The 22,566-nt window shown below is 63.4% G+C and carries 18 protein-coding genes; 8 read left to right on the forward strand and 10 right to left on the reverse strand.

What is annotated here, in order from left to right; translation table 11 throughout:
• Positions 1-12 precede the first annotated feature (12 nt).
• Positions 13-1,032: a polyprenyl synthetase family protein gene (locus F2P47_RS10370; RefSeq protein WP_152216284.1), complete on the reverse strand. Its 1,020-nt coding sequence runs from the start codon at positions 1,030-1,032 to the stop codon at positions 13-15.
• A gap of 151 nt (positions 1,033-1,183) precedes the next feature.
• On the opposite strand from F2P47_RS10370, the gene F2P47_RS10375 reads away from it, so the two are divergent.
• Genes F2P47_RS10375 through F2P47_RS10390 form a run of 4 tightly spaced genes read left to right on the forward strand, consistent with a single transcriptional unit; the run spans position 1,184 to position 3,409 of the window.
• Positions 1,184-1,393 carry a putative signal transducing protein gene (locus F2P47_RS10375; protein WP_152216285.1) on the forward strand — a complete coding sequence of 70 codons (210 nt, stop codon included), beginning with the start codon at positions 1,184-1,186 and terminating at the stop codon, positions 1,391-1,393.
• A 40-nt stretch (positions 1,394-1,433) separates the two neighbouring features.
• Positions 1,434-2,255, forward strand: coding sequence for a tRNA1(Val) (adenine(37)-N6)-methyltransferase (locus F2P47_RS10380; protein WP_152216286.1), 822 nt, complete (start codon positions 1,434-1,436; stop codon positions 2,253-2,255).
• Positions 2,256-2,263: 8 nt separating this feature from the next.
• Complete coding sequence (locus F2P47_RS10385; RefSeq protein ID WP_152216287.1) at positions 2,264-3,163, forward strand: S49 family peptidase; 900 nt, start codon at positions 2,264-2,266, stop codon at positions 3,161-3,163.
• A gap of 48 nt (positions 3,164-3,211) precedes the next feature.
• A complete protein-coding gene (locus tag F2P47_RS10390) occupies positions 3,212-3,409 on the forward strand; it encodes a hypothetical protein (RefSeq protein ID WP_152216288.1) in 198 nt (65 codons plus the stop codon).
• A gap of 15 nt (positions 3,410-3,424) precedes the next feature.
• Here F2P47_RS10390 and F2P47_RS10395 read toward each other — a convergent pair whose 3' ends face one another.
• Positions 3,425-4,942 carry a helicase HerA-like domain-containing protein gene (locus tag F2P47_RS10395; RefSeq protein WP_246176834.1) on the reverse strand — a complete coding sequence of 506 codons (1,518 nt, stop codon included), beginning with the start codon at positions 4,940-4,942 and terminating at the stop codon, positions 3,425-3,427.
• Positions 4,943-5,154: 212 nt separating this feature from the next.
• Between F2P47_RS10395 and F2P47_RS10400 the strand changes: the two genes are divergently transcribed.
• The 4 genes from F2P47_RS10400 to F2P47_RS10415 all read left to right on the forward strand — a co-directional run bounded on the left by F2P47_RS10400 (position 5,155) and on the right by F2P47_RS10415 (position 12,538).
• Entirely contained in the window at positions 5,155-6,042 is an 888-nt protein-coding gene (locus F2P47_RS10400) for a glycine--tRNA ligase subunit alpha (RefSeq protein ID WP_152216290.1), read from the forward strand.
• Positions 6,042-8,213 carry a glycine--tRNA ligase subunit beta gene (gene glyS, locus F2P47_RS10405; protein WP_152216291.1) on the forward strand — a complete coding sequence of 724 codons (2,172 nt, stop codon included), beginning with the start codon at positions 6,042-6,044 and terminating at the stop codon, positions 8,211-8,213. The genes F2P47_RS10400 and glyS overlap by 1 nt, the downstream gene beginning before the upstream one ends.
• Before the next feature lie 175 nt (positions 8,214-8,388).
• Positions 8,389-11,076, forward strand: a complete 2,688-nt coding sequence (gene ppdK, locus F2P47_RS10410) for a pyruvate, phosphate dikinase (RefSeq protein WP_152216292.1) — start codon at positions 8,389-8,391, stop codon at positions 11,074-11,076.
• A 721-nt stretch (positions 11,077-11,797) separates the two neighbouring features.
• Positions 11,798-12,538, forward strand: a complete 741-nt coding sequence (locus F2P47_RS10415; RefSeq protein WP_152216293.1) for a cell wall hydrolase — start codon at positions 11,798-11,800, stop codon at positions 12,536-12,538.
• A gap of 83 nt (positions 12,539-12,621) precedes the next feature.
• On the opposite strand, the gene F2P47_RS10420 is transcribed toward F2P47_RS10415, so the two are convergent.
• From F2P47_RS10420 to F2P47_RS10455, 8 genes are all read right to left on the reverse strand, one after another.
• The gene (locus F2P47_RS10420; protein ID WP_152216294.1) at positions 12,622-13,446 is read right to left on the reverse strand and encodes an SDR family oxidoreductase; all 825 of its coding nucleotides are present in this window, start codon (positions 13,444-13,446) and stop codon (positions 12,622-12,624) included.
• Positions 13,447-13,630: 184 nt separating this feature from the next.
• Positions 13,631-14,500 (reverse strand): carboxylating nicotinate-nucleotide diphosphorylase, encoded by an 870-nt coding sequence (gene nadC, locus F2P47_RS10425; RefSeq protein WP_152216295.1) that lies wholly within the window; start codon positions 14,498-14,500, stop codon positions 13,631-13,633.
• A 2-nt stretch (positions 14,501-14,502) separates the two neighbouring features.
• Positions 14,503-16,083 (reverse strand): L-aspartate oxidase, encoded by a 1,581-nt coding sequence (locus F2P47_RS10430; protein WP_152216296.1) that lies wholly within the window; start codon positions 16,081-16,083, stop codon positions 14,503-14,505.
• A 34-nt stretch (positions 16,084-16,117) separates the two neighbouring features.
• Complete coding sequence (gene nadA, locus F2P47_RS10435; RefSeq protein ID WP_152216297.1) at positions 16,118-17,206, reverse strand: quinolinate synthase NadA; 1,089 nt, start codon at positions 17,204-17,206, stop codon at positions 16,118-16,120.
• Between the two features lie 223 nt (positions 17,207-17,429).
• The gene (locus tag F2P47_RS10440) at positions 17,430-20,111 is read right to left on the reverse strand and encodes a DUF2339 domain-containing protein (RefSeq protein ID WP_152216298.1); all 2,682 of its coding nucleotides are present in this window, start codon (positions 20,109-20,111) and stop codon (positions 17,430-17,432) included.
• A 64-nt stretch (positions 20,112-20,175) separates the two neighbouring features.
• Positions 20,176-21,198, reverse strand: a complete 1,023-nt coding sequence (locus F2P47_RS10445) for an NUDIX hydrolase (RefSeq protein WP_152216382.1) — start codon at positions 21,196-21,198, stop codon at positions 20,176-20,178.
• Positions 21,199-21,251: 53 nt separating this feature from the next.
• Positions 21,252-21,776: a tyrosine phosphatase family protein gene (locus F2P47_RS10450; protein WP_152216299.1), complete on the reverse strand. Its 525-nt coding sequence runs from the start codon at positions 21,774-21,776 to the stop codon at positions 21,252-21,254.
• Between the two features lie 101 nt (positions 21,777-21,877).
• On the reverse strand, positions 21,878-22,495 hold the full coding sequence (locus F2P47_RS10455; RefSeq protein ID WP_152216300.1) for an HD domain-containing protein: 618 nt from the start codon (positions 22,493-22,495) through the stop codon (positions 21,878-21,880).
• Between the last annotated feature and the right edge of the window lie 71 nt (positions 22,496-22,566).

Here is a 22,566-nt window from a genome sequence, read left to right on the forward strand (position 1 = left end):
ACTTTTTTGAGCTCAATAAGTCCGGCTGATGCAGAAATCGACCAGATCGAGCAGCGCCGTGGAGTAGGCGTTCTCAGGGAAGATCGCCAGCGCGTCCTTGGCGATGGCGCCATAGTGGCGGGCGCGGGCGATGGTGTCTTCGATCGTCCCATGCTTTGCCATGAGGCCCTGCGCATGTTCGAGGTCGCCCTCGCGCTGGTCGCCCTCGCGCAGTGTGCGCTCCCAGAAAGCGCGCTCTTCCTTGCCGCCGCGCCGGAAGGCGAGGACGACGGGGAGGGTGATCTTGCGCTCGCGGAAATCGTCGCCGACATTCTTGCCGAGCGAGGCGGCGCGGCCGCCATAGTCGAGCGCGTCGTCGATAAGCTGGAAGGCGATGCCGAGATTGCGGCCGTAGGATTCAAGCGCGGCGGTCTCGCCGGTGCTCCGTGCCGCGACCACAGCGCCGATCTCGGCGGCGGCGGCAAAAAGCGCCGCCGTCTTCGCGGCGATGACGCGCATATAGGCGTCTTCGGTGGTGCCGGTATCCTTGGCGGCGGCGAGCTGCATCACCTCGCCCTCGGCGATGACCGAGGCGGCATTGGCAATGATTTCGAGCGCGCGCAGGCTTTTCGTTTCGACCATCAGGCGGAAGGCACGGCCGAGCAGGAAGTCGCCCACCAGCACGCTTGCCTGATTGCCCCAGAGCATGCGCGCGGTCTTCTTGCCGCGGCGCAGATCGCTCTCGTCCACGACGTCGTCATGGAGGAGCGTGGCCGTGTGCAGAAACTCGACGCTGGCCGCGAGCTTGATGTGGTCCGAGCCCTGATAGCCGCAGAGCCGCGAGGCCGCGATAGTCAGCATCGGCCGGAGCCGTTTGCCGCCCGAATTGATGAGATGGCTGGCGAGTTCGGGAATCATGGGAACGTCGGAAGCCATCCGATCACGGATGAATTCGTTTACGTCTTCCATGTCCTCACGCACGAGGGCCTGCAACTGCGCTACGGCGTTCTGGCTCCGTACGCGTTCGTCCTCGAGGGGGACAACGACGCCCAATTTTTACTCCTGAGAAATGCCGTCCGGGAAAATACACTCCCGAACTGTGTTAGCCTATTTGGCAGCATAAGAGGGCCTTACTCTTGCGGCAAGTGTGGCGGCTATGCCGCTCCCTGCCCAGGATCATGCGGTAAACGGGGCATCCGGCGATATGGAAGAGCTGATTCGGACCAACGATATCGTCCTCATCTCCTATCTGGAGCACTGCCTGCGCGAGGCGGGCATCGAACCCCTCATCCTCGATGCCCATACGAGCATTGTGGAGGGCTCGCTCGGCGTTCTGCCGCGGCGTATCATGGTCGCGCCTGAGGATATCGCGACGGCGAGGCGCATCGTTAAGGATGCCGGCGAGGGTGTATGAGCGCCGGTGAACGGATCTGTGGCATGAACGGGCGAGCAACATGAGCGGATTTCCGGAAGAGACGGCGGAGAAAGTGCCTGCGGCAAAGGCTTCTTTTGAGGGCGCCTTTACGGATGACGGTTTTCTCGGCGGGCGTTTGCAACTGCTTCAGCCGGCGAAGGGCTACCGCGCCGGGATCGACGCGGTGCTGCTCGCAGCCTCCGTTCCGGCGCGTCATGGCGAGCGCGCGCTTGAGGCGGGCTCGGGCGTCGGCGTCGCCTCGCTCTGCCTCGCCGCGCGTGTCCCAGATCTCGCGATTGCCGGGCTCGAATTGCAGCCGGGCCTCGTGCGCGTGGCGCAGGAGAATGCGCGGCGTAACGAATGCCAGACCAGAGTCTCGTTCCATGAGGGCGACGTCGGCGCGTCGGTGCGCGATCTTGCCGCATTGGGACTGGCGCCACAGAGCTGGCACCACGTTTTTATGAACCCACCCTTTCACGATGCGGCCGCCTCGACCCTGCCGCCCGATGCAGGCAAGGCGCAGGCGCATATGACGCTTGGCTCCGACCTTGCCGACTGGGTGCGCTTTGCCTGCGTCATGGCGCGGCCCAAGGGCACGGTGAGCATCGTCCATCGCGCCGATGCACTCTCCCAGATACTGGTCGCACTGGAGGGCCATGTCGGCGGTATCGAGGTTTTCCCGCTCTGGCCGGCGGCGGGCAAGCCCGCGTCGCGCGTTATCGTACGGGGCATTCGCGGCTCCCGCGCGCCGCTCACCCTGCGGCCGGGCCTCGTGCTTCACGGGCGCGACGGACGCTTTACCGAACGCGCCGAAAACATTCTGCGCCACGGCGCTCCGCTTCTTCTCGATCAACCTGTCTGAAAGCCTCGATGAAAAAACTGATCGCGTCTCTGCTGCCCACTGCCTTGCGTAAGCGTATCGACCCCGAATGGAGTCCGCGCGTCACCGTTGCCGTGGTCCGGTTGAGCGGACCCATCGGCATGGCGATGCCGCTGCGCGGCGGTATCGACTTCGCCTCCGCCGTGGGGCCCATCGAAGGGGCTTTCGAGACACGGGGCGCGAAGGCGGTGGCGCTGGTCATCAATTCGCCGGGCGGTTCACCCGTGCAATCGTCGCTGATCTACAAGCGCATCCGTGCGCTGGCGAAGGAGAAGGAGCTTCCCGTCTATGCCTTCGCCGAAGACGTGGCAGCATCCGGCGGCTACATGCTTGCCTGCGCGGCGGACGAGATTTACGCTGATGAAAGCTCGATCATCGGCTCGATCGGCGTCGTTTCTTCGGGCTTCGGCTTCACCGGCCTCATCGAAAAGCTCGGTGTCGAGCGCCGTGTGCATACGGCTGGCGAGAGCAAGGCGATGCTCGATCCTTTCAAGCCGGAAAACCCGGAAGATGTTGCCCGTCTGGAGGCCCTGCAGCAGGAGGTGCATGAGAATTTCAAGGCGCTGGTCCGCAAAGCCCGCGGCGGCCGCCTCGTCGATCCGACGGAAGGCCTTTTCACCGGCGAGTTCTGGGCGGGGCAGGCGGCGCTTGACCGGGGATTGATCGACGGATTGGGCGATATCAGGAGTGTAATGAGGGCGAAGTACGGCGAGAATGTCCGGCTGAAGGTGGTAGGCGGGCGAAAACCCTTCTGGCGACGTGGCTTTGGTCTCTCGGGCCGCGCCGGCGGGGCCGGGCTCTCCGAACCGGTTGGACTCGGCGTCGGTTTGGCGCAAGGATTTCTGGCCGCGATCGAAGCCCGTTCCCTTTGGCGGCGTTTTGGACTTTAATGCGACACAGGGCTCGCAGTTGAGCGGCCCGGAATGAGGACGAAGGCGATGAGCAAGCTCGTCTTTGCCGCCGTGTTCATGGCGGCCTGCTACACGGCCTACAGGTCGATACTCCGCGCCGCCGAGCGTCAGCGCGAGGCGATGGTGAAAGCGCGCGCCCGCACTGGCGAGCCGCGCGATCTCGGTACACTGCGTGAGGTCGAAGACGGGCTCTACGTACCGGACAGCTTTAACGGCCGCCGCTGAACCCCGAGCGGGCCTTCAGCGCTTTGTCATGCTGCCCAGAATGGAGCGGAAGATCGCCCGGCCGATCTGCGTTCCGATGGAGCGTGCGGCGGACGAAGCCACATTCGTTATCACACGTTCAGTCGTAGAAGCGGTCCGCCGCGGCTCGCGCGCAGGCGCACGGGTCGGTGTGCGTGGTTCCGCGGGCTCATTGTCCCAGGGGCCGCTTCTCGGCACTGAGGTCGAGGACGCAGCGCCGCCCTTTTCGGGCGCCCCGTCGCGTTCAGCGCGCTCTTGCAGCATCTCATAGGCCGACTCGCGGTCGATCGGGTGGTCGTAGCGCCCGCGCATCGGGCTCGCGGCGATGATCGCCTGGCGCTCGGCATCGGTCGCCGGGCCGACGCGGCCTGAGGGCGGCGCGATCAGCGTCCGCTCGACCATGCCGGGGGCACCCTTGGCGTCGAGCGTCGAGACCAGCGCCTCGCCGACGCCGAGGGACATGATCGCCTCCTCCGTGCTGAAGGCCGGGTTCTGGCGGAAGGTTTCGGCCGCCGCGCGCACGGCTTTCTGATCGCGCGGCGTGAAGGCGCGCAGCGCATGCTGGATGCGGTTGCCAAGTTGGGCGAGCACTTGATCGGGCACGTCGAGCGGGTTCTGCGTCACGAAATAAACGCCGACGCCCTTGGAACGGATGAGCCGCACCACGCGCTCCACGGAATCGATGAGCGCCTTGGGCGCATCGTCGAAAAGGAGATGCGCTTCGTCGAAGAAGAAGACGAGCTTCGGCTTGTCGAGATCGCCCACTTCCGGCAACTCCTCGAAAAGTTCCGACAGGAGCCAGAGAAGGAAGGTCGAATAAAGGCGCGGATTGTCCATCAGCTTCGTCGCCGACAGGATGTTGACGATGCCGCGCCCCTCGCGGTCGGTCCGCATCAGCTCCGCGATTTCGAGGGCAGGCTCGCCGAAGAACTCACCGCCACGCTGATTTTCCAGCACCAGCAATTGCCGCTGGATGGCGCCGACCGATTGCTTTGAGACATTGCCATATTGGGCGCTGAGCGATGCCGCGTTCTCGGCCACATATGTCAGCATCGCCCGCAGGTCCTTCAGGTCGAGGAGCAGCAGGCCCTGTTCGTCGGCAAGGCGGAAGGCGATGTTGAGCACACCTTCCTGTGTGTCGTTGAGGTCGAGCAGGCGGGCGAGCAGCAGCGGGCCCATTTCCGAGATGGTGGCGCGGACGGGGTGGCCCTCTTCGCCGAAAACGTCCCAGAAGATCGTCGGGAAGCGGTCCGGCACATATTCGACGCCGATTTCCTTCGCCCGCTTCACGAAGGGCGGTTTGCCGTCGCCCGGCTGGCTGAGGCCCGAAAGATCACCCTTGATGTCGGCGGCAAAGACTGGCACGCCTGCATTGGAGAAACCCTCGGCCAGCACCTGCAGGGTGACCGTCTTGCCGGTGCCTGTCGCGCCGGTGACGAGGCCGTGGCGGTTGGCGCGGGCGAGAAGCAGGACTTCCGGTTTGGTGCCGCTCTTGCCGATCAGAATATCCGCCACGCGCATGTCCTCCCGACGACCGTCAGGGCCTCGAACAAGCCCCATTCCGCGCGACTATAGGGGGTGCCGGGGCCCCGCGTCACGCTGGGGAAGGGCAAAGAGGGCGGCTTGCTTGACCCTTATAGGCCCATGCCGCTAATTTGCGCCCGCCTAGCGGTACTCTGCCGCCGGTCACACCGGGCTCGAACCGGAAGCTGAATACACGGGCGACCATGACCGCGAAGCGCGACCACTCCTTTCAGTCCCTGATCCTGACGCTCCAGCAATATTGGGCGCGGCAGGGTTGCGTGATTCTCCAGCCTTACGACATGTCGATGGGCGCGGGCACCTTCCATCCGGCGACGACGCTCCGCGCGCTCGGGCCGAAGCACTGGAAGGCGGCCTATGTGCAGCCCTCGCGCCGCCCGACCGACGGGCGCTATGGCGAGAACCCGAACCGCTTCCAGCATTATTACCAGTTCCAGGTGATCCTGAAGCCGAGCCCGGACAATCTGCAGGAGCTTTACCTGCAGAGCCTCTACGAGCTTGGCATCGACCCGAAGAACCACGACATCCGCTTCGTCGAGGACGATTGGGAGAGCCCGACGCTCGGCGCATGGGGCCTTGGCTGGGAAGTCTGGTGTGACGGCATGGAAGTCTCGCAGTTCACTTACTTTCAGCAGGTGGGCGGCTTCGACTGCCATCCGGTTGCAGGCGAGCTGACCTACGGCCTCGAACGCCTCGCCATGTATATTCAAGGCGTCGATAACGGCTACGACCTCGACTTCAACGGCGCGCAAGGCGCGGACCGCGTGACCTATGGCGATGTCTTCCATCAGGCCGAGAAGGAATTTTCCGCACATAATTTCGAATATGCGGACACCGAGATGCTGAAGCGGCATTTTGTTGATGCGGAGAAGGAATGCGCTTCGCTGCTCGACAAGGGCCTCGCGCTGCCTGCCTATGACCAGTGCATCAAGGCGAGCCACAATTTCAATCTGCTCGATGCGCGCGGCGTGATCTCGGTCACGGAACGTCAGGCCTATATCGGCCGCGTGCGCGCGCTCGCCAAGGGCTGCGCCGAAGCCTGGCTGAAGACGCCGGCAGGGGGCGCCGAATAATGAGCGAGTTGCTTCTCGAAATTTTCTCGGAAGAAATTCCGGCCCGCATGCAGAAGCGCGCGAGCGAAGATCTTCAGCGCCTTGTCACCGACGCGCTGAAGGACGCTGGCGTCGATGCGGTGAAGGCGCAGGCCTTCGCGACGCCGCGCCGTCTTGCGCTCGTCATCGATGGGCTGCCGGAGAAAACGCCGGATGTGAAGGAAGAGCGCAAGGGGCCGCGAACGACGGCTCCCGATGTGTCTGTGCAAGGCTTCCTCACGTCGGTTGGCTTGTCCTCCATCGATCAGGCGACGGTGCAGGGGGACAAGAAGGGCGACTTCTATGTCGCCATCACCGAGAAGCCGGGCCGCGCTACTGCCGATCTCATCGCCGAGATCGTGCCGGAAGTCGTGCGCGCCTTCCCCTGGCCGAAGTCGATGCGCTGGGGCACGGGCACGCTGCGCTGGGTGCGTCCGCTGCATTCCGTACTCTGCATTCTCGACGGCAAGGTCGTGCCTTTCGAGATCGACGGCATTCGCTCCGGCGACATGACGCGCGGCCATCGCTTCATGGGCGGAGGTTCTTTCGCCGTGTCCTCCTTCGCGGACTACAAGCAGAAGCTGCACGGGCATCATGTGATGCTTGACCCCGCCGCGCGCGCCGCCGCCATCCATGAAGGAGCGCTGCATCTCGCGCAGGATGCGGGTCTTCATCTGGTCGAGGACGACGCGCTTCTCGCGGAAGTCGCAGGCCTCGTCGAATGGCCGGTGCCGCTCATCGGCAAGATCGACGATCAGTTCATGTCCGTGCCGCAGGAAGTGCTGACCAGCACCATGCGTGCGAACCAGAAATATTTCGCGCTGACGGATGACGCGGGCAAGCTCGCGCCGCGCTTCATCGTCATCTCGAACCTCATTGCGCAGGATGGCGGCGAGGCCATCGTCAACGGCAATGAGCGCGTGCTGCGCGCCCGCTTCTCCGACGCCCGCTTCCTGTGGGAACAGGACAAGAAAGCGACGCTCGAAAGCCGCTTGCCGAAGCTCGAGGAAGTTGTCTTCCAGGCGAAGCTCGGCACGGTGCGCGAAAAGGCCGAACGCATCGCAAAGCTTGCGCGCGAACTGGCTGCCGTCATTCCGGGCGTCGATCCGGTGAAGGCGGAGATTGCGGGCCGTCTCGCCAAGGCAGATCTCACCTCCGGCATGGTCGGCGAGTTCCCTGAGCTGCAAGGCCTGATGGGCGGCTACTATGCCAAGGCTGACGGATTGGGCGACGAAATCGGCGACGCGATTGCCGAGCATTATTCGCCGGTCGGCCCCTCCGACGCCGTGCCCGCTTTGGCGCTCGGCAAGACCGTGTCGCTTGCCGACAAGATCGACACGCTGACGGGCTTCTGGTCCATCGACGAGAAGCCAACGGGATCGAAAGATCCGTTTGCTCTGCGTCGTGCAGCGCTGGGTGTGATCCGCATTCTTCTGGAAGGGAAGTTGCGCCTTCCTTTGATTGCAGCGTTTGCTTCAATTATCGAGGTGCGGAAGGCTACCGCCGCTGGCGCTCTGCGTGCCGCGTATACCGATATGACGGGTCGGACTGAAGGTGAAGTCGTAGATTTCATCGAGAAATCAAGTTCGATGACTGCAAAGGATGCCGTCATCTGCAAAGACCTCCTCTCCTTCTTCGCCGATCGCCTGAAGGTCTATCTTCGCGACCGCGGCGCGCGGCACGACCTCGTCGATGCGGTCTTCGCGCTGAACGAACTTGGCCAGCCGCAGGACGACCTCGTTCTCATCGTGAAGCGCGTCGAGGCGCTGTCCGACTTCCTTGGCACCGAGGACGGCAAGAATCTGCTCAGCGGTTACAAGCGCGCGGTGAACATCCTCAATATCGAGGAGAAGAAGGACAAGGCGACTTACGGCGGCGAGCCTGATCCGGCCCTGTTCAAGCTCGGCGAGGAGCGCGACCTCTTCGACCGCATCGAGGAGGCCCGCGCCGAGGCGACCCACGCCATCGGCCGCGAGGACTTCGCCGCCGCGATGACGGCGCTGGCCCGCCTGCGTGCGCCGGTCGACGCCTTCTTCGACAAGGTCACCGTGAATGCGGACGAGCCGCAAGTCCGTGCGAACCGGCTCTGCCTGCTTTCGCTTATCCGTGCAGCTTTGCATGAGGTTGCGGATTTTTCGAAGGTCGAGGGGTAGGCCCCTCGGCGCTCAACTGTGTCACCGTCATGCCCCGCCCTCCTTTGATCTAAAGGCGGGCGGGGCATCCACGTCTTTTTCTGACGGCAGTTCAGCAGAAAGACGTGGATGGCCCGGTCAAGCCGGGCCATGACGAAAGTGGTAATGTAGAAGGCCAACCAGAGGCGTAAGCGATATGGCTGATAAGAAGTGGGTCTATTCTTTCGGTGACGGCAAGGCGGAAGGCGCGGCTTCGATGCGCAATCTCCTTGGCGGCAAAGGCGCGAACCTTGCCGAGATGTCGAATCTCGGTCTGCCGGTGCCTCCGGGCTTCACCATCACCACGGAAGTCTGCACCGCCTTCTACGCCAATGACCGCAACTATCCGGCCGAACTCGAAGGCCAGGTTTCGGCTGCGCTCGAAAATGTCGGCAAGACGGTCGGCGCGAAATTCGGCGATGCTGCAAATCCGCTTCTCGTCTCCGTGCGCTCCGGCGCCCGCGCCTCGATGCCGGGCATGATGGATACGGTTCTGAACCTCGGCCTGAATGACGTGACCGTCGAAGGTCTCGCCAAGCGTTCGGGAGATCGCCGCTTCGCCTTCGACAGCTATCGCCGCTTCATCCAGATGTATTCGGATGTGGTGCTCGAGGTCGACCACCACAATTTCGAAGAGATCCTTGAGTACTACAAGGAAGAGCATGAGCGTACGCTCGACACGGACCTTACCGCCGAAGACTGGCTGGCGGTGATCGAGCGCTACAAGGCGCGCGTCGCCGAAGAGCTTGGCCGTCCCTTCCCGCAGGATGTGAACGAGCAGCTCTGGGGCGCGATCGGCGCCGTGTTCGGTTCGTGGCGCAATGCGCGCGCGGAGACCTATCGCCGTCTTCACAACATTCCCGAAAGCTGGGGCACCGCCGTCAACGTGCAGGCGATGGTTTTCGGCAATATGGGCGAGACGAGCGCCACGGGCGTTGCCTTCACGCGCAATCCCTCGACCGGCGAACGCGCGATCTATGGCGAGTTCCTCGTGAATGCGCAGGGCGAGGACGTGGTGGCGGGCATCCGCACGCCGCAATCGCTGACGAAGAAGGCGCGTCTTGAATCGAAGGACACGAAGCCCTCGATGGAAGAGGCGATGCCGGAAGTCTTCGGCGAGCTGACCGCCGTTTTCGAGCGCCTCGAAAAGCATTACCGCGACATGCAGGACGTGGAGTTCACGGTGCAGAGCGGCAAGCTCTGGATGCTCCAGACGCGGTCGGGCAAGCGCACGGCGAAGGCCGCGCTGAAGATCGCAGTCGAGATGGTGGGCGAAGGTCTCATCGACGAGAAGACGGCGATCACGCGCGTCGATCCGGCGGCCCTCGACCAGCTTCTCCATCCGACGCTCGATCCCAACGCGCCGCGCGACGTCATCGCGACGGGGCTTCCGGCCTCGCCGGGTGCGGCGGCGGGCGAAGTCGTCTTCTCTTCCGACGAGGCGGCGGCCGCCAAGAGCGACGGGCGCAATGTCATTCTGGTCCGCATCGAAACCTCGCCTGAAGACATTCATGGCATGCATTCGGCGGTTGCGATCCTGACCACGCGCGGCGGCATGACGAGCCACGCGGCGGTGGTTGCGCGCGGCATGGGCCGGCCTTGCGTTTCGGGCGTGGGCTCGATCCGCATCGACTACAAGGCCGAGCAATTCACGGTCATGGGCGTCACCATCAAGAAGGGCGACATCATCACGGTCGATGGTTCGACCGGTCAGGTCATCAAGGGCGAGGTGCCGATGCTCCAGCCGGAGCTTTCGGGTGATTTCGCCACGCTGATGGCTTGGGCCGACAGCCACCGCCGCATGAAGGTGCGCACCAATGCCGAAACGCCGCTCGACGCGGCGACGGCCCGCAAGTTCGGCGCCGAGGGCATCGGCCTTTGCCGCACCGAGCATATGTTCTTCGACGAGACGCGCATTGTCGCCGTCCGCCAGATGATCCTCGCCGACGACTCCAGGGGCCGCCGCGAGCCGCTGGCCAAGATCCTGCCGATGCAGCGGGACGACTTCCGCCAGCTCTTCGTCATCATGAAGGGCCTGCCGGTCACGATCCGTCTGCTCGATCCGCCGCTCCACGAGTTCCTGCCCAAGACGCCGGAAGAGATCGCCCAGGTTTCCGAGGCGACCGGCATCGCGGCGGACAAGCTGGCCCGCCGCGTTCAGGAGCTTCACGAGTTCAACCCGATGCTCGGCCATCGCGGTTGCCGCCTCGGCATCACCTACCCCGAGATCTACGAGATGCAGGCCCGGGCGATCTTCGAGGCGGCCATCGAGGCCGCCAGGGAGACAGGCGAGGCCGTCATACCTGAGATCATGATCCCGCTCGTCTCCATGAAGGGCGAGCTCGATATGCTGAAGGAAAAGATCGTCGGCGTGGCCGCGGCGGTCGAAAAAGAGAAGGGCGTGAGCCTCGTCTACCAGATCGGCACCATGATCGAGCTGCCCCGCGCCGCCCTGATGGCTGGGCAGATTGCCGAATCGGCCGAGTTTTTCTCCTTTGGTACCAATGACTTGACCCAGACGACCTATGGCATCAGCCGGGACGACGCGGCCAATTTCATGAACGACTACATGGCGAAGAAGCTCATCTCGCAGGACCCATTCGTCTCGCTCGACACCGAGGGCGTGGGCGAGCTGGTGCGTATCGCAGCGGAGCGCGGCCGGGCGACCCGTCCCGACATCAAACTCGGTATCTGCGGCGAGCATGGCGGCGACCCGGCATCGATCGCCTTCTGCGAGGAGGTTGGGCTCAACTACGTCTCCTGCTCGCCCTACCGCGTGCCCATCGCCCGCCTCGCGGCGGCCCAGGCGGCTCTTTCCGTCGCCGCCAATGCCGGCCACGAATGAGGGGCGGCGGCCGCTGAAAGACCGATTTTCCGGGCATTTTAGCGATTTCGTTAACGATTTGAGGGGGCCGAAAGGCCCCCTTTTTCGTTGCCTCGGGAGGCGTGTCGGGGCGCCGCGCGAATGGGCCGATGGGCCGGAAAAACTTCCGCGCGGCTCTCGCTATATATCAGTATACGGATATATATCTCGATTGTCGTTGTCGCCATATAATCCGTAAACGGAATATATGGACTCGTCCTCGTTCAAAACCGATTTTTGAAACGTTCTCATGGTGCTGAGATGTGCGGGTGCGAAAGATGCATGGGCCCCATGCGCTTCTTCGCTCACGCGTGCCATGTTTCTGCCGCAGTTGTGCCTGAATCAGTCTGCGTATCAATGCGCGAGATGCGACGATTGGACACTTCTGGTCGCGCATAAGGTGGCAAATTGGCCGTATTTTCCGATTTATTTCTCCACAAAAGCCCCGGAAACCCAACGACATAGCGGAATCTTGCTGGGGCACAGCAATGAAATGGTTGTCGTGCCGTTTTGTGTGTGCTACTTCGGGGTCACTTGTTAAGTGTGTGAATGCCCAGGTGTCGGGATGGCATCGGGCTCTGGCACGTACTGTCGGCGCTGTCCGCAGTATCTCGGTAAATCCCCAGTAGGGGGCAAAGGCAAATCGCACGAGCGAGATGCTCCGGGGACTGATTGAACAACAAAGCGGTCGGATTGGAGAACGATGCGTAAGCTTCTCGAGTGGCTCGATGCGAGCCACATCATATCTGGTGCACTTCATGTGACGGTTGGCCTTATCGGGCTCACCGTCGTCTCGGCAACGCTTCTCACCAGCATTACTTCGACCGAAGCGCTTCCCGTCGCGAGTCTCGCGAAGCAGCTCGCTGCCGTGCCGCAGGACGGCGGGCGCGTGGTGCAGGCGAGCTTCGACGGCGCCGCGCCTGCGTCGATCGCCATTCCCGCGGTCTTCCGGCCGTCGAACACAAAATCGGCGCTTGTCGAAAATGCAGTTCCGCTCGCTCCCGCGATCAAGATAGATCTGCGCAATCTCGAGAAGGAAAGGCGCTGCCTGACCGAAGGTATTTATTTCGAGGCGCGTGGCGAGAGCGCGATCGGCCAGCTTGCCGTCGCCGAGGTGATCCTCAACCGCGTGACGTCGGGCCTTTATCCAACGAGCATTTGCGGCGTCGTCTTCCAGGGGCAGAAGTCGAAGCAGTGCCAGTTCTCTTTCGCCTGCAACGGTGATCTCGATCGTCCGCGCGATCCGGTGGCGTGGCGTAAATCGCAACGCCTGGCGCATTACGTGCTGTCGGGCAGGGTGCGCAGCAGCCTTGTCGGTCCGGCGACCTATTATCACGCGAGCTATGTGAACCCGAACTGGGCGCAGCACATGGTCGAGGTCGCGAAGATCGGACAGCACGTCTTCTATCGCACGGCCGATGTAAGCAATTCCAATCCGTCGTAATGGGTGCTCCTTTGGCGGATTGAAAATGGCGGAGCCTGAGGCTCCGCCATTTGTTGTTTACAAGAGCCGCGAAGCCGAAATTATCAACCGGCCTTCGCTGCCTCTTCCGCGAGTTTCAGCATGTCGGCGATGGGACCAGTGGTCGCGAGCTGTTCGCGCACGAGTTCCGGTGTGTTGCCAGCCGCCTTGTCGAGTTCGACGAGTTCCGGCGGAACATACCAGTGCAGCTTGTCGGAACCATAGGCTTCCCAAACGGTCTTTGCGACTTCGACCGGCGGAATGGCGCGGAAGATGCCTTCCTTCGGCGCATTGGCGGCAGCGCCCGGCGGCAGGATCGGCGTGTCGATGAGGCCGGGCAGAACGTCCGCGGCGCGCACGCCATGGCGACGGAACTCGATGGAGAGCGCTTCCGTCAAACCCTTCACCGCATGCTTCGTTGCGGAATAGACGGCAATGCCCGGCATGCCATAAGTCGCGGACGAAGAGGAGGTGGTGAAGCACATCGAATTTGGCGTCGCCTTCAGAAGTCCGATGGCCGAATGAATACCGTTCAGTACACCGATGAAATTGACATTGACGACGCGAAGCACATCCTCGAAGGGCTGCTCGTCGAAAAATCCACCCGCGCCGATGCCGGCATTGTTGAAGAGAATGTCCATCTTTCCGCCGGTAGCCGCGCCGAATTCGGCCAGCGCCTGCTCGTAGTCCTTCTTGTCGGTGACATCGAGGCGGCGTGTGACGCAGTTCTCTGCGCCAAGCTCGGCTTCGAGCTTCTTGAGGCCCTCGGCGTTAACGTCGTAGCCGCCGACGAACCAGCCCTTTTGGTTAAAGAGCTGGGCCGTTTCGAGGCCCATGCCTGACGCAGCGCCGGTGATGAAAATGGACTTACGCCCGTTCGCACTTCCCATAATACATCCCTATTGGTCGTTTCTGATTTTAATAGACCGCATCCTAGTCAAGGTGCGGCCTTAAAGGCGAATAGAAAGCCGCGGGAACGGGGCACATCTGAACATACTTGCCGCGTTCGCGTCGCGATGCGCTCCACGGACGCACAGAGGGCCGGGAAACGCCGTTACAGGGGGTGGGCGGAGCTCAGGCCCTCAGGCTGTCGAAATCGAGGCCGAGGTCGAGTGTTTTGGCCGAATGGGTGATGGCACCCGACGAAATAAGGTCGACGCCAGCGGCCGCGATGGCGGGTGCGGTTTCGACGGTCACGCGGCCTGAGGCCTCCGTGATGGCGCGGCCCGCGACGAGGTCCACTGCCTCGCGGAGCTGGGCGGGGCTCATATTGTCGAGGAGCACCAGTTCAGCCCTGGCGGCGAGCGCCTCGCGAAGCTGGTCGAGCGTATCCACCTCGACCTCGATCTTGACCATATGGCCGACATGGGCGCGGGCGCGCTCGATGGCGGCGGTGATCCCGCCTGCAACGGCGATGTGGTTGTCCTTGATGAGAACCGCATCGTCGAGCCCGAAGCGATGGTTCTGGCCGCCGCCCGCGCGGACCGCATATTTCTCCAGCGCGCGGAGGCCCGGTGTCGTCTTGCGCGTGCAACAGATGCGCGCCTTTGTCCCTTCGATGGCGCGGGCGATGGCGCGGGTCGCCGTCGCGATACCAGAAAGATGGCCCATGAAATTGAGTGCGACGCGCTCGCCGGTGATGATCGCGCGCGCGGAGCCTTCGATGGCGCAGACGATGTCGCCGGGCATGACGTCCGATCCGTCGGGCTTCTGCACGGCGACTTTCAGCGAAGAGTCCATCAGGCGGAAAGCGGTGCGGGCGCAATCGAGGCCCGCGATGCGGCCGTCTTCGCGCGCGCGAATGACAACGCGGGCTTTCGCGCTAGCAGGGATCGTCGCATTGGTGGTGATGTCGCCTGCGCGACCCAGATCTTCCAGAAGCGCGGCCTTCACCGCCGGCTCGATCAGCATCGAGGGCAGGGGTTCGAGTTCCAGTGCGGTCATGCTTACGCGCTCGCCTTGCGTGATTGGGTCGTTGCCTCGGCGGCGATCCGGTTCGCCTCCGCCAGCGTGATGAAGGTGCGGTGGCGCCAGGCCTCGCGTGGTTCGGGGAAATCGCTGCGGAAATGCCCGCCGCGGCTTTCCTCGCGGGCGTAGGCTGCGGCCGCGATGAGACGCGCTGTCGTCGTCATGTTGATGAAGATGCTTGTTTCGTCCGCAGCCGCTTCGAGCCGCGCAATTTCCTCAAGCGCATGCGCGATGCCGTCGCCATTGCGAATGACGCCGACGTAGTCGGTCATCAACCGGCGAAGCGCCGTGACGAGGTTGGCCGGGCTCGGCTTCACACCGGAAAGCGTCGGCGGCGCAATCTTTCCTTCGATGGCGGGAAGCTCGCGCCCGTCTATGTCTCCCGCGATGCGCGCGCCATAGACGATCGCTTCGAGAAGCGAATTGGAGGCGAGGCGGTTCGCGCCGTGCGCGCCGGTCGATGTGACCTCGCCGCAGGCCCAGAGGCTGTCGAGGCTGGTGCGGCCCGTCGCGTCCACGCTGATGCCGCCCATATGGTAGTGCTCGGCGGGCGCGACGGGGATCGGGTCGCGCACGGGGTCGATGCCCATGCCGACGCAATTTTCATAGACGGTCGGAAAAGCCTCGGGCAGACGTGCGCCGACGGCGGCGCGCGTGTCGAGATAGACGGTGCGCCCTGCGGCAATCTCGCGGAAGATCGCGCGGGCAACGATGTCGCGGGGCGCAAGCTCCGCATCCGGATGAATGGCCGGCATGAAGCGACGGCCCGTCTCGTCGATCAGGATCGAGCCTTCGCCACGCAACGCCTCGGTGACGAGGGGCGCGGGATCGCGTGTGCCGGCAATGGCCGTCGGATGGAACTGGACGAATTCCGGGTCCGCGATCACGGCGCCGGCGCGGGCCGCCAGAGCGACGCCCTGTCCGCGCGCCTGAGGTGGATTGGTCGTCACCGCATAGAGTTGGCCGATGCCGCCGCTCGCAAGCACTGTCGCGCGGGCGGTGAGCAGCAGGCTCTCGCCTGTCACGACATGGCGCGCATAGACGCCCGCGACGCGATTACCCGCCTTGGCAAGTTCATAGGCCGAATAATGTTCGATGACGGTAATGGAGGGCGTCTGGCGGACAGCGGCGATGAGCGATTCCATGATCGCCTTGCCCGCGCGGTCGCCGCGCACATGCACGATGCGGCGATGGCTATGCGCCGCTTCGCGACCCACCGCGAGATGGCCTTCGAGATCGCGGTCGAAGGGAACGCCATAGCTCAGCAGATCGGCGATGCGGGCCGGGGCTTCGCGGGCCATCGAGATTGCGACATTCTCGTCCACGATGCCCGCGCCCGCGATGACGGTATCCGCCGCATGAGACTCGGGCGTGTCACCCTGTTCAACGGCGGCCGCAATGCCGCCTTGCGCCCAGGCGCTCGACGCGCCATCGCCGAGAGGGGCGGCGGCGAGCACGGTGACGGGACGGGGCGCGAGTTTCAGGGCCGTAAAAAGACCGGCAAGACCTGCGCCGACGATGAGAACATCGCCGGCATCCTTGGCATCGACGTGGGACATGGGCTTTGGCCCCTCATGCGCGAGGCTGCGCGCTTCAGTTCCCGAGATTGATCATCCGTTCGACAGCCCGGCGAGCGGGAGCGGCGATGGCGGGATCGATCGTCACTTCCTCGCGCATATAGACGAGGCTTTCGAGAATGTTCTTGAGCGAAATGCGCTTCATATGCGGGCAGAGATTGCAGGGGCGCACGAATTCGACGTCCGGATTCTCAACCGCGACGTTGTCGCTCATCGAGCATTCCGTGACCATGACGACGCGGGCAGGCTTGTGTTCCTTCACCCAGGAGATCATGCCGCTGGTTGAACCGGCAAAATCGGCCTCCGCGACGACTTCCGGCGGGCATTCGGGATGCGCGATGATGACGACGTTCGGGTCGTCCTTGCGGTACTGGCGGAGTTCTTCCGGCGTGAAGCGCTCATGCACTTCGCAATGGCCCTTCCAGGCGATGACCTTCACCTTGGTCTGCTTGGCGATGTTCTGCGCGAGATATTCGTCGGGGATGCAAAGCACGCGATCGGTGCCGAAGCTCTCGACCACCTTCAGCGCGTTGGACGAGGTGCAGCAGATGTCGCTCTCTGCCTTCACTTCGGCGGAGGTGTTCACATAGGTGACGACCGGCACGCCCGGATATTTCTGGCGAAGCAGGCGCACATCGGCGCCCGTGATCGACTCGGCCAGCGAGCAGCCAGCGCGCATGTCGGGAATGAGGACGGTCTTTTCCGGGTTCAGCAGCTTCGACGTCTCGGCCATGAAGTGGACGCCGCACTGAACGATGACGTCGGCATCGACCTTGGTGGCTTCCTTGGCGAGCTGCAGCGAGTCGCCGCGAATGTCGGAGACGCAGTGGAATATTTCCGGCGTCTGATAGTTATGCGCGAGAAGGACCGCGCCACGTTCCTTCTTCAGGAGGTTGATGGCGTGGATATAGGGCGCGAAGAAAGGCCATTCGATCGAGGGAATGACATGGCTCACCTTCTCGTAGAGAGGTGCCATCTCCTTGGCCAAGCCCGGCGTGTATTCGAGATGCGGCATTTCGAGCTGCTTGAACTTGCGCGGCTCTACGGTCGGCGATTGGGGTTTGCGAACCACCGTGTCGCGCTGCATTTCACCTGCGAGGGCCATCCCTGCCTCCTTTATGCTCATTGTGAGCATATCTTAGGGATCAAAAACGCCGGCACCTCTTGTCAGGGCCGGTTTGTGATCTTGGGATATGCTACGGCTGAGCATTAGCTGCGGTCAACACCGAATATGAAGGGAGCGCGACAGGCAGATTCAAGGGCCGATTTCCCAGGAAGCCGGTCCTTTACGAAAAAGGCCGGGCAGTTCGCGACTCCGCCTGGAGAAATCAGCCCTCCGCCGGATTTCGGAACACGACCTTCTGGTAGAAAAGACCGATTCCGATCAGTGCTCCGCCCAGACCCAGGAACGATGCCGCCCGCAGAATGCCGGTGAGGCCTGCCATGTCCAATATGAAGACCTTGGCGACCACCAGCATGACCACGGCAAGGGAGGTGAACCGCACCATTTGCGAGCGCGTGACGAAGGCGGCAGCGAGAAGCGCGCCGCCAAGGATGAGCCACGCGGCTGAGAAAGCGTAGCTCTCCGCCTCCGAACCCGGCGCAACCGACAGTGCGATGCTTCCGGTGTGGAAGAAGCGGCGCACCTCGAGCGAATAATACGCAAATCCGGCGATGAACGAGGCCGATGCCATGATCAGCGCGAGCCGGTGCCGGCTATCGCGGTTGGCGAGCGCCGAATAACAGGCGGCGATGAGAGCGGGCAGGAAATAGGCGAGCAGCATTCTGTCGAGAAGCAGCGGCTCGGTGATCGGCTCGTCGTCGATCAGGGGGCTGAAGAACGTCAACCCAATGATCAGAAAGATGTATGAGAGGAAGCGAAGAATAGTGGCTCCCGCGCGATAATGAGCGCGGGGAGTACTCATGTTACGTCTGAAGAGCAGGGCCGACGCAAGGAGCCAGACGATCAGATGCGCGCCATTCTGGGCGAGATCGTATTTGGCCAATGTGAAGGCATGGCCGTGAGCGAAGGCGTGGTTGATTTCAAGGTTGCTCAGAACTACGGCAAGCAGAATGGCCGCCGCTTCGAGCGGATCGGCAATCTCGTCTCGCGCGAGGCGACGATAGAGCCACGCTCCCCATGCGAGGAAGGCTGCCGGCGCGCCATAGCCATAGAGCAGCGCGTTGAAGATGATCGTTTCTCCGATGTCGTGCTGGAGCAGCGCAGGATTGAAGATCAGCCGCACAATGACGACGCCGGTGAGGATCACGGCGAGCCGTCCAAGCATGCGGAGCGGCAGATAGCTCTGGACCCATGCGAGTCCCGGCACCAGAAGCGCGAGCGCAACCGTCAGCCATTCATTTCGCAGGATGATGGCGAATGCCGCGGCGAGAAAGCCGACCGTTGCTGTCGCATAGGAGGCGGTCGCGGTCTCATAGCCGGGTTCGCTCAGGCGCAGGCTCATCTGCTTGGTGAGCATGCCGCAAAGAATGGCCAGGCCGATTGCAAATCCGGCCCACGGCGCTTCTGGCGTGAAGTTCGTTACGCGCGCATAGGCGACGACAAAAAGAGCGAGCGGCGTCAGGGCGGAAGCCAGCGACCACGTTCTGTGCGGACGACCTGAGGCAAGTCTGGCATATCCCGCGATAGCGTAGAGCGCCCCGGCAAGCGCCGAAGCCCAAAGAAAGGTGGAGACCGCATCTGCCGGCAAGGGCTGCGCGAGGAAATGCGTGAACCAGAAATCCGGCTCGCCCATCCAGTCGCCAAGCGGGATCGACCAGAGCGAAATGCCGATAATGGCGATCGGCGCCGAGGTTGCGACGGCGGGCAGGAACTTCTCACGTGCCCATGCGGCGGCGACGGATCCACTCGCATAGATGGCGAGGATCGCGAGTGCAGCCGGGCCGTCATGGCCTGCATCCAGAAGGGCTACGACGAAAAGACCGGTCAGAATGGCGCTTGCGCGTATCAGAGCCCCGGTCGATATGCGCCTTGGAGCCTGTGTTCCCGTCTCTTCGCTGCTTTCGCCCAGGTTGAGAAAGAGGCGAAGGCCGTAAAGCGCGAGCAGGTGAAACCCGACGACTAGCTCGTCGCCCGGTTGCCACGGCCCGGCGATCCAGAGCACTGGCCATATGATGCTCGCCACAAGCGTCGCCGCATCGAGCCAGCGCCATCCCCTGATGTTGCTTGTCGCCATGGACGTGCCGAGCACGAAGGTCAGATAGAGAAAGAGGATCTCCGGCTTCGGGCTTTCGGACTGTACAAGCGCTGGCGTGAGTACGCTGCCCATAAGACCGATGGCACCGACATAGCTTGCATGCAATCCAGCGAGCAGCATGGCGGCGATGGAGAGAAGGCCGAGAAGGATGAACGCGGCCATCGGCCCGATCATGTCGTAAAGGGCATAGGCGGCATATGTCGTCGCATATGCGGCGACGAGGCCTGCCGCAGTCAGGATCGGCGGCACTTGCGCGGCCCTGTCTTGCGGCAGCGGCGCGATGTGAGGTCGGCGGCGCATGAACTCGCCCGTCGCCAGCAATATTGCCGAAAGCAACGTGCTCAGCGCGACGCGGACGCCGGGGCCGAAATATCCGCTCTGAATGGAATATTGGACGAGGAAAATCGCGCCGAGGGCGATAGCGACGCCACCGAGCCACACGGTCCAGCGTGTGCCGAAAGCCTTCTCGAGACCCTCCCTCGCGGCGATGGGCTTGGCAGGCGCGGATGCGGCGGGCTGCGGGGTGGCAGCGGGCGGCGCGACGCTCCAGCCCGGATGAGCATGCGGTTCTTCGGCGGTTGGTTCTTCCCGCGCCGCAACCTCGGCAGGGATTCCGGCGTTCGTCGTCTTCTCAGCGTCGGGCGCGGCCGCTCTCGTTTGTTGCAATTCGCGTTTGAGGGCGGCGACCTCGCGTGCGAGGCCGTCAATTCGGGACCGGGATGTGGCGGTCGAGACCGTGATCCAGATGAACCAGCCGACAAGCCCGAGCGCGAGTAATGAGAAGAATTCCATTCCATCCCCCCTCAAGGAGGGAAAAGCATAGCCACAGGTGAGACGGACGGCCAGCGAGGAAGGCTCAGGAGTTCGCGCGGCTCTTCGAAGGTGCGAGCCGTAGTCCAGGGGCGGGGCGCTCGTTCAGCACTTCGCGGCGGAAGCGGAACTGCTCGGCGGGGCGTCCGCCCGTGCGCGTCGTCATGCGGCCCGTGCGCTCGACAAGGCCCGCATTCTCGACGAGGCGGCGGAAATTCTGCTTGTGAACATGAAGCCCCAGCAGCGCTTCGACTGTCTTCTGCAATTCGAACAGAGTGAAGGTCGGCGGCATGAGTTCGAATGCGACCGGGCGATATTTGAGCTTGGCGCGAAGGCGGCTCATCGCGGTCGCAAGGATGCGGCGATGGTCGAACTGCATCGGGCGGCCGAGGACGGGATCGTTCGGCCCACCGCGGGCGATGGCGTTGGGGCGTCCGTCGCGTGCCGCCTCGCGCACAAGGCCCGCTTCGTAAAGCAGCTCGTAGCGCTCAAGCACCTTTTCGTCGTCCCACGGCACACCATCGAGGCCGAAGCAGAGGCGCATGCGGTCGCGGCGTTTGCCGCGCGTCAGCTCGTCGTCGCTCGCATCCGCCTGATGCGACGCCCATTCGCGCAGCAGCGGCGCGATCACCTGATCGATGATGGCAGGCTTACCCTGCCGCCAGTCTTCCCATGGGCAATGCTCATACCAATCGCGCCAGGCGGCGCCGGAAAGATCGCCGTCATGTGTACGCGTCAGCGCAAGATAGCCGACGGAAACGACATGCTCGCCCGGCGCTTCAACTTCAAGCGCATGGCGGCCGCGATCGCCGAATGTGTAGAGCTGTTCCACATAGCCGAGTGCCAGATGCGTCTGCTCCTGCACCCAGTCGCGCAGACCGATTTCGAGTGTGCGATGCTTCAGGGGGTCGAAGGGGCCGAAGGGCAGGGCGTCCCAGCTTCCGGCGGTATTGGAGCGCTCGGCGGCCTGTGGCACGACAAGGATCTTGGGTTCTTCTTCCGTGACGGTGACGATCGCCGCGTTGAGGCCGATAATGACGGCCTTGCCCGCAAGCCCGGCGCCCAGCATGGCGCTGTATGACGATTGGGACTTCGAGGCTGCGGCAGGCCGCTCGGTCGATGTCATGGGCTTTGGCGCTCGGGATGAACGGGGATGGCGAAGAGTTCGCCTTCCCAGGTCGCGCGGCCCGGACCCAGCGCCTCGACGGCAGTGCGCATGCGGCCCTCGCGACCGAGAAGGTCGTCGGCGATGCGGACCATCAGCTTGTTCGGATGGGCATGCGAGCCTCGCTCCCGGACGAGGCGGGCGAGCTGCTCCTCGGGATAGTCTTCATTCAGTGTACAGAGCGCGATGAAGGCGGCCGCCGTCGAGCGGCTGATGCCGGCCCAGCAATGGACAAGCATCGGGCTCTGCTGATCCCAGTCGCGAATGAAGGCGATGAGGTTCGAGACATGCGCCTCGCTGGGCGAAACCAGCATGTCGGTCGGCTCCGCAATATCGTTCACCGAGAGGCGCAGATGGCGCTCGTGGGCGATGCCTTCCGGCGTATCGATCATGCTTTCGGGATCGAGCAGGCTCACCAGATGCGACGGGCGGACCGTCCGGATCGCCTCTGTCACGGCGCTGAGGGGGCTTACATAAATCATTTGCTAACAATAGCACGGATTCGTGAAAAGCACCCTTAAAATGCCTTTAATTATACGCTTTTTGACAATTTGGCGACGGCGCGAGACCGCACACCACGGCGTCAGCCGGCGGAAAGCTCGGCAAAGCGCTTGAGGAAGCGCGCCTGCGCGTCGCGGGTCGGCAGCGGCTTCAGGCGGAAGGGTGTGAGGCCGCGCGGGCGGCCGAAGATCACGGCGGCCTCCTCGTCCTCGAAGCCGGCGATCTGCGTCGCCTCGAAAAAGGCGGAGGCCTTGTCGGCGCGCTTGATGAGGTCTTCGACCGACTGCGGCAATTCCGGCGGCAGGCCGAAACGGCGATGGATTGCGGCGGCGAGACGATGCTCGAACGCCTTGTAGTCGACGCCGAGCGCCGCCTTGAAGGGGCTGATCATGTCGCCGATCACATATTCCGGCGCGTCATGCAGCAGCGCCGCGAGACGCCAGCGCATGGGCCAGCCGGGACGGAGGCGGGCGCAGATGTCGTCGACGAGGACGCAATGTTCGGCGACGGTGAAGGCGTGGTCGCCTTTCGTCTGGCCATTCCACCGGGCGACACGGGCGAGCCCATGCGCTATGTCCTCAATCTCGATGTCGAGGGGCGAGGGATCGAGCAGGTCGAGCCGCCGTCCGCTCAGCATGCGCTGCCAGGCCCGGGGAGCTTTATGCTGTTTGCCATTCTTGCTGCGGGTCGGCTCGGCCATGATCTGTCCCATTTCAGAAAGGCTGAAACTTAAGGCGAGGCCGCGGTCTTGTCACCAAGACGCTCGGCCGG

It is taken from the genome of Parvibaculum sedimenti (assembly GCF_009184905.1).
Classification (GTDB): Bacteria; Pseudomonadota; Alphaproteobacteria; order Parvibaculales; family Parvibaculaceae; genus Parvibaculum; species Parvibaculum sedimenti.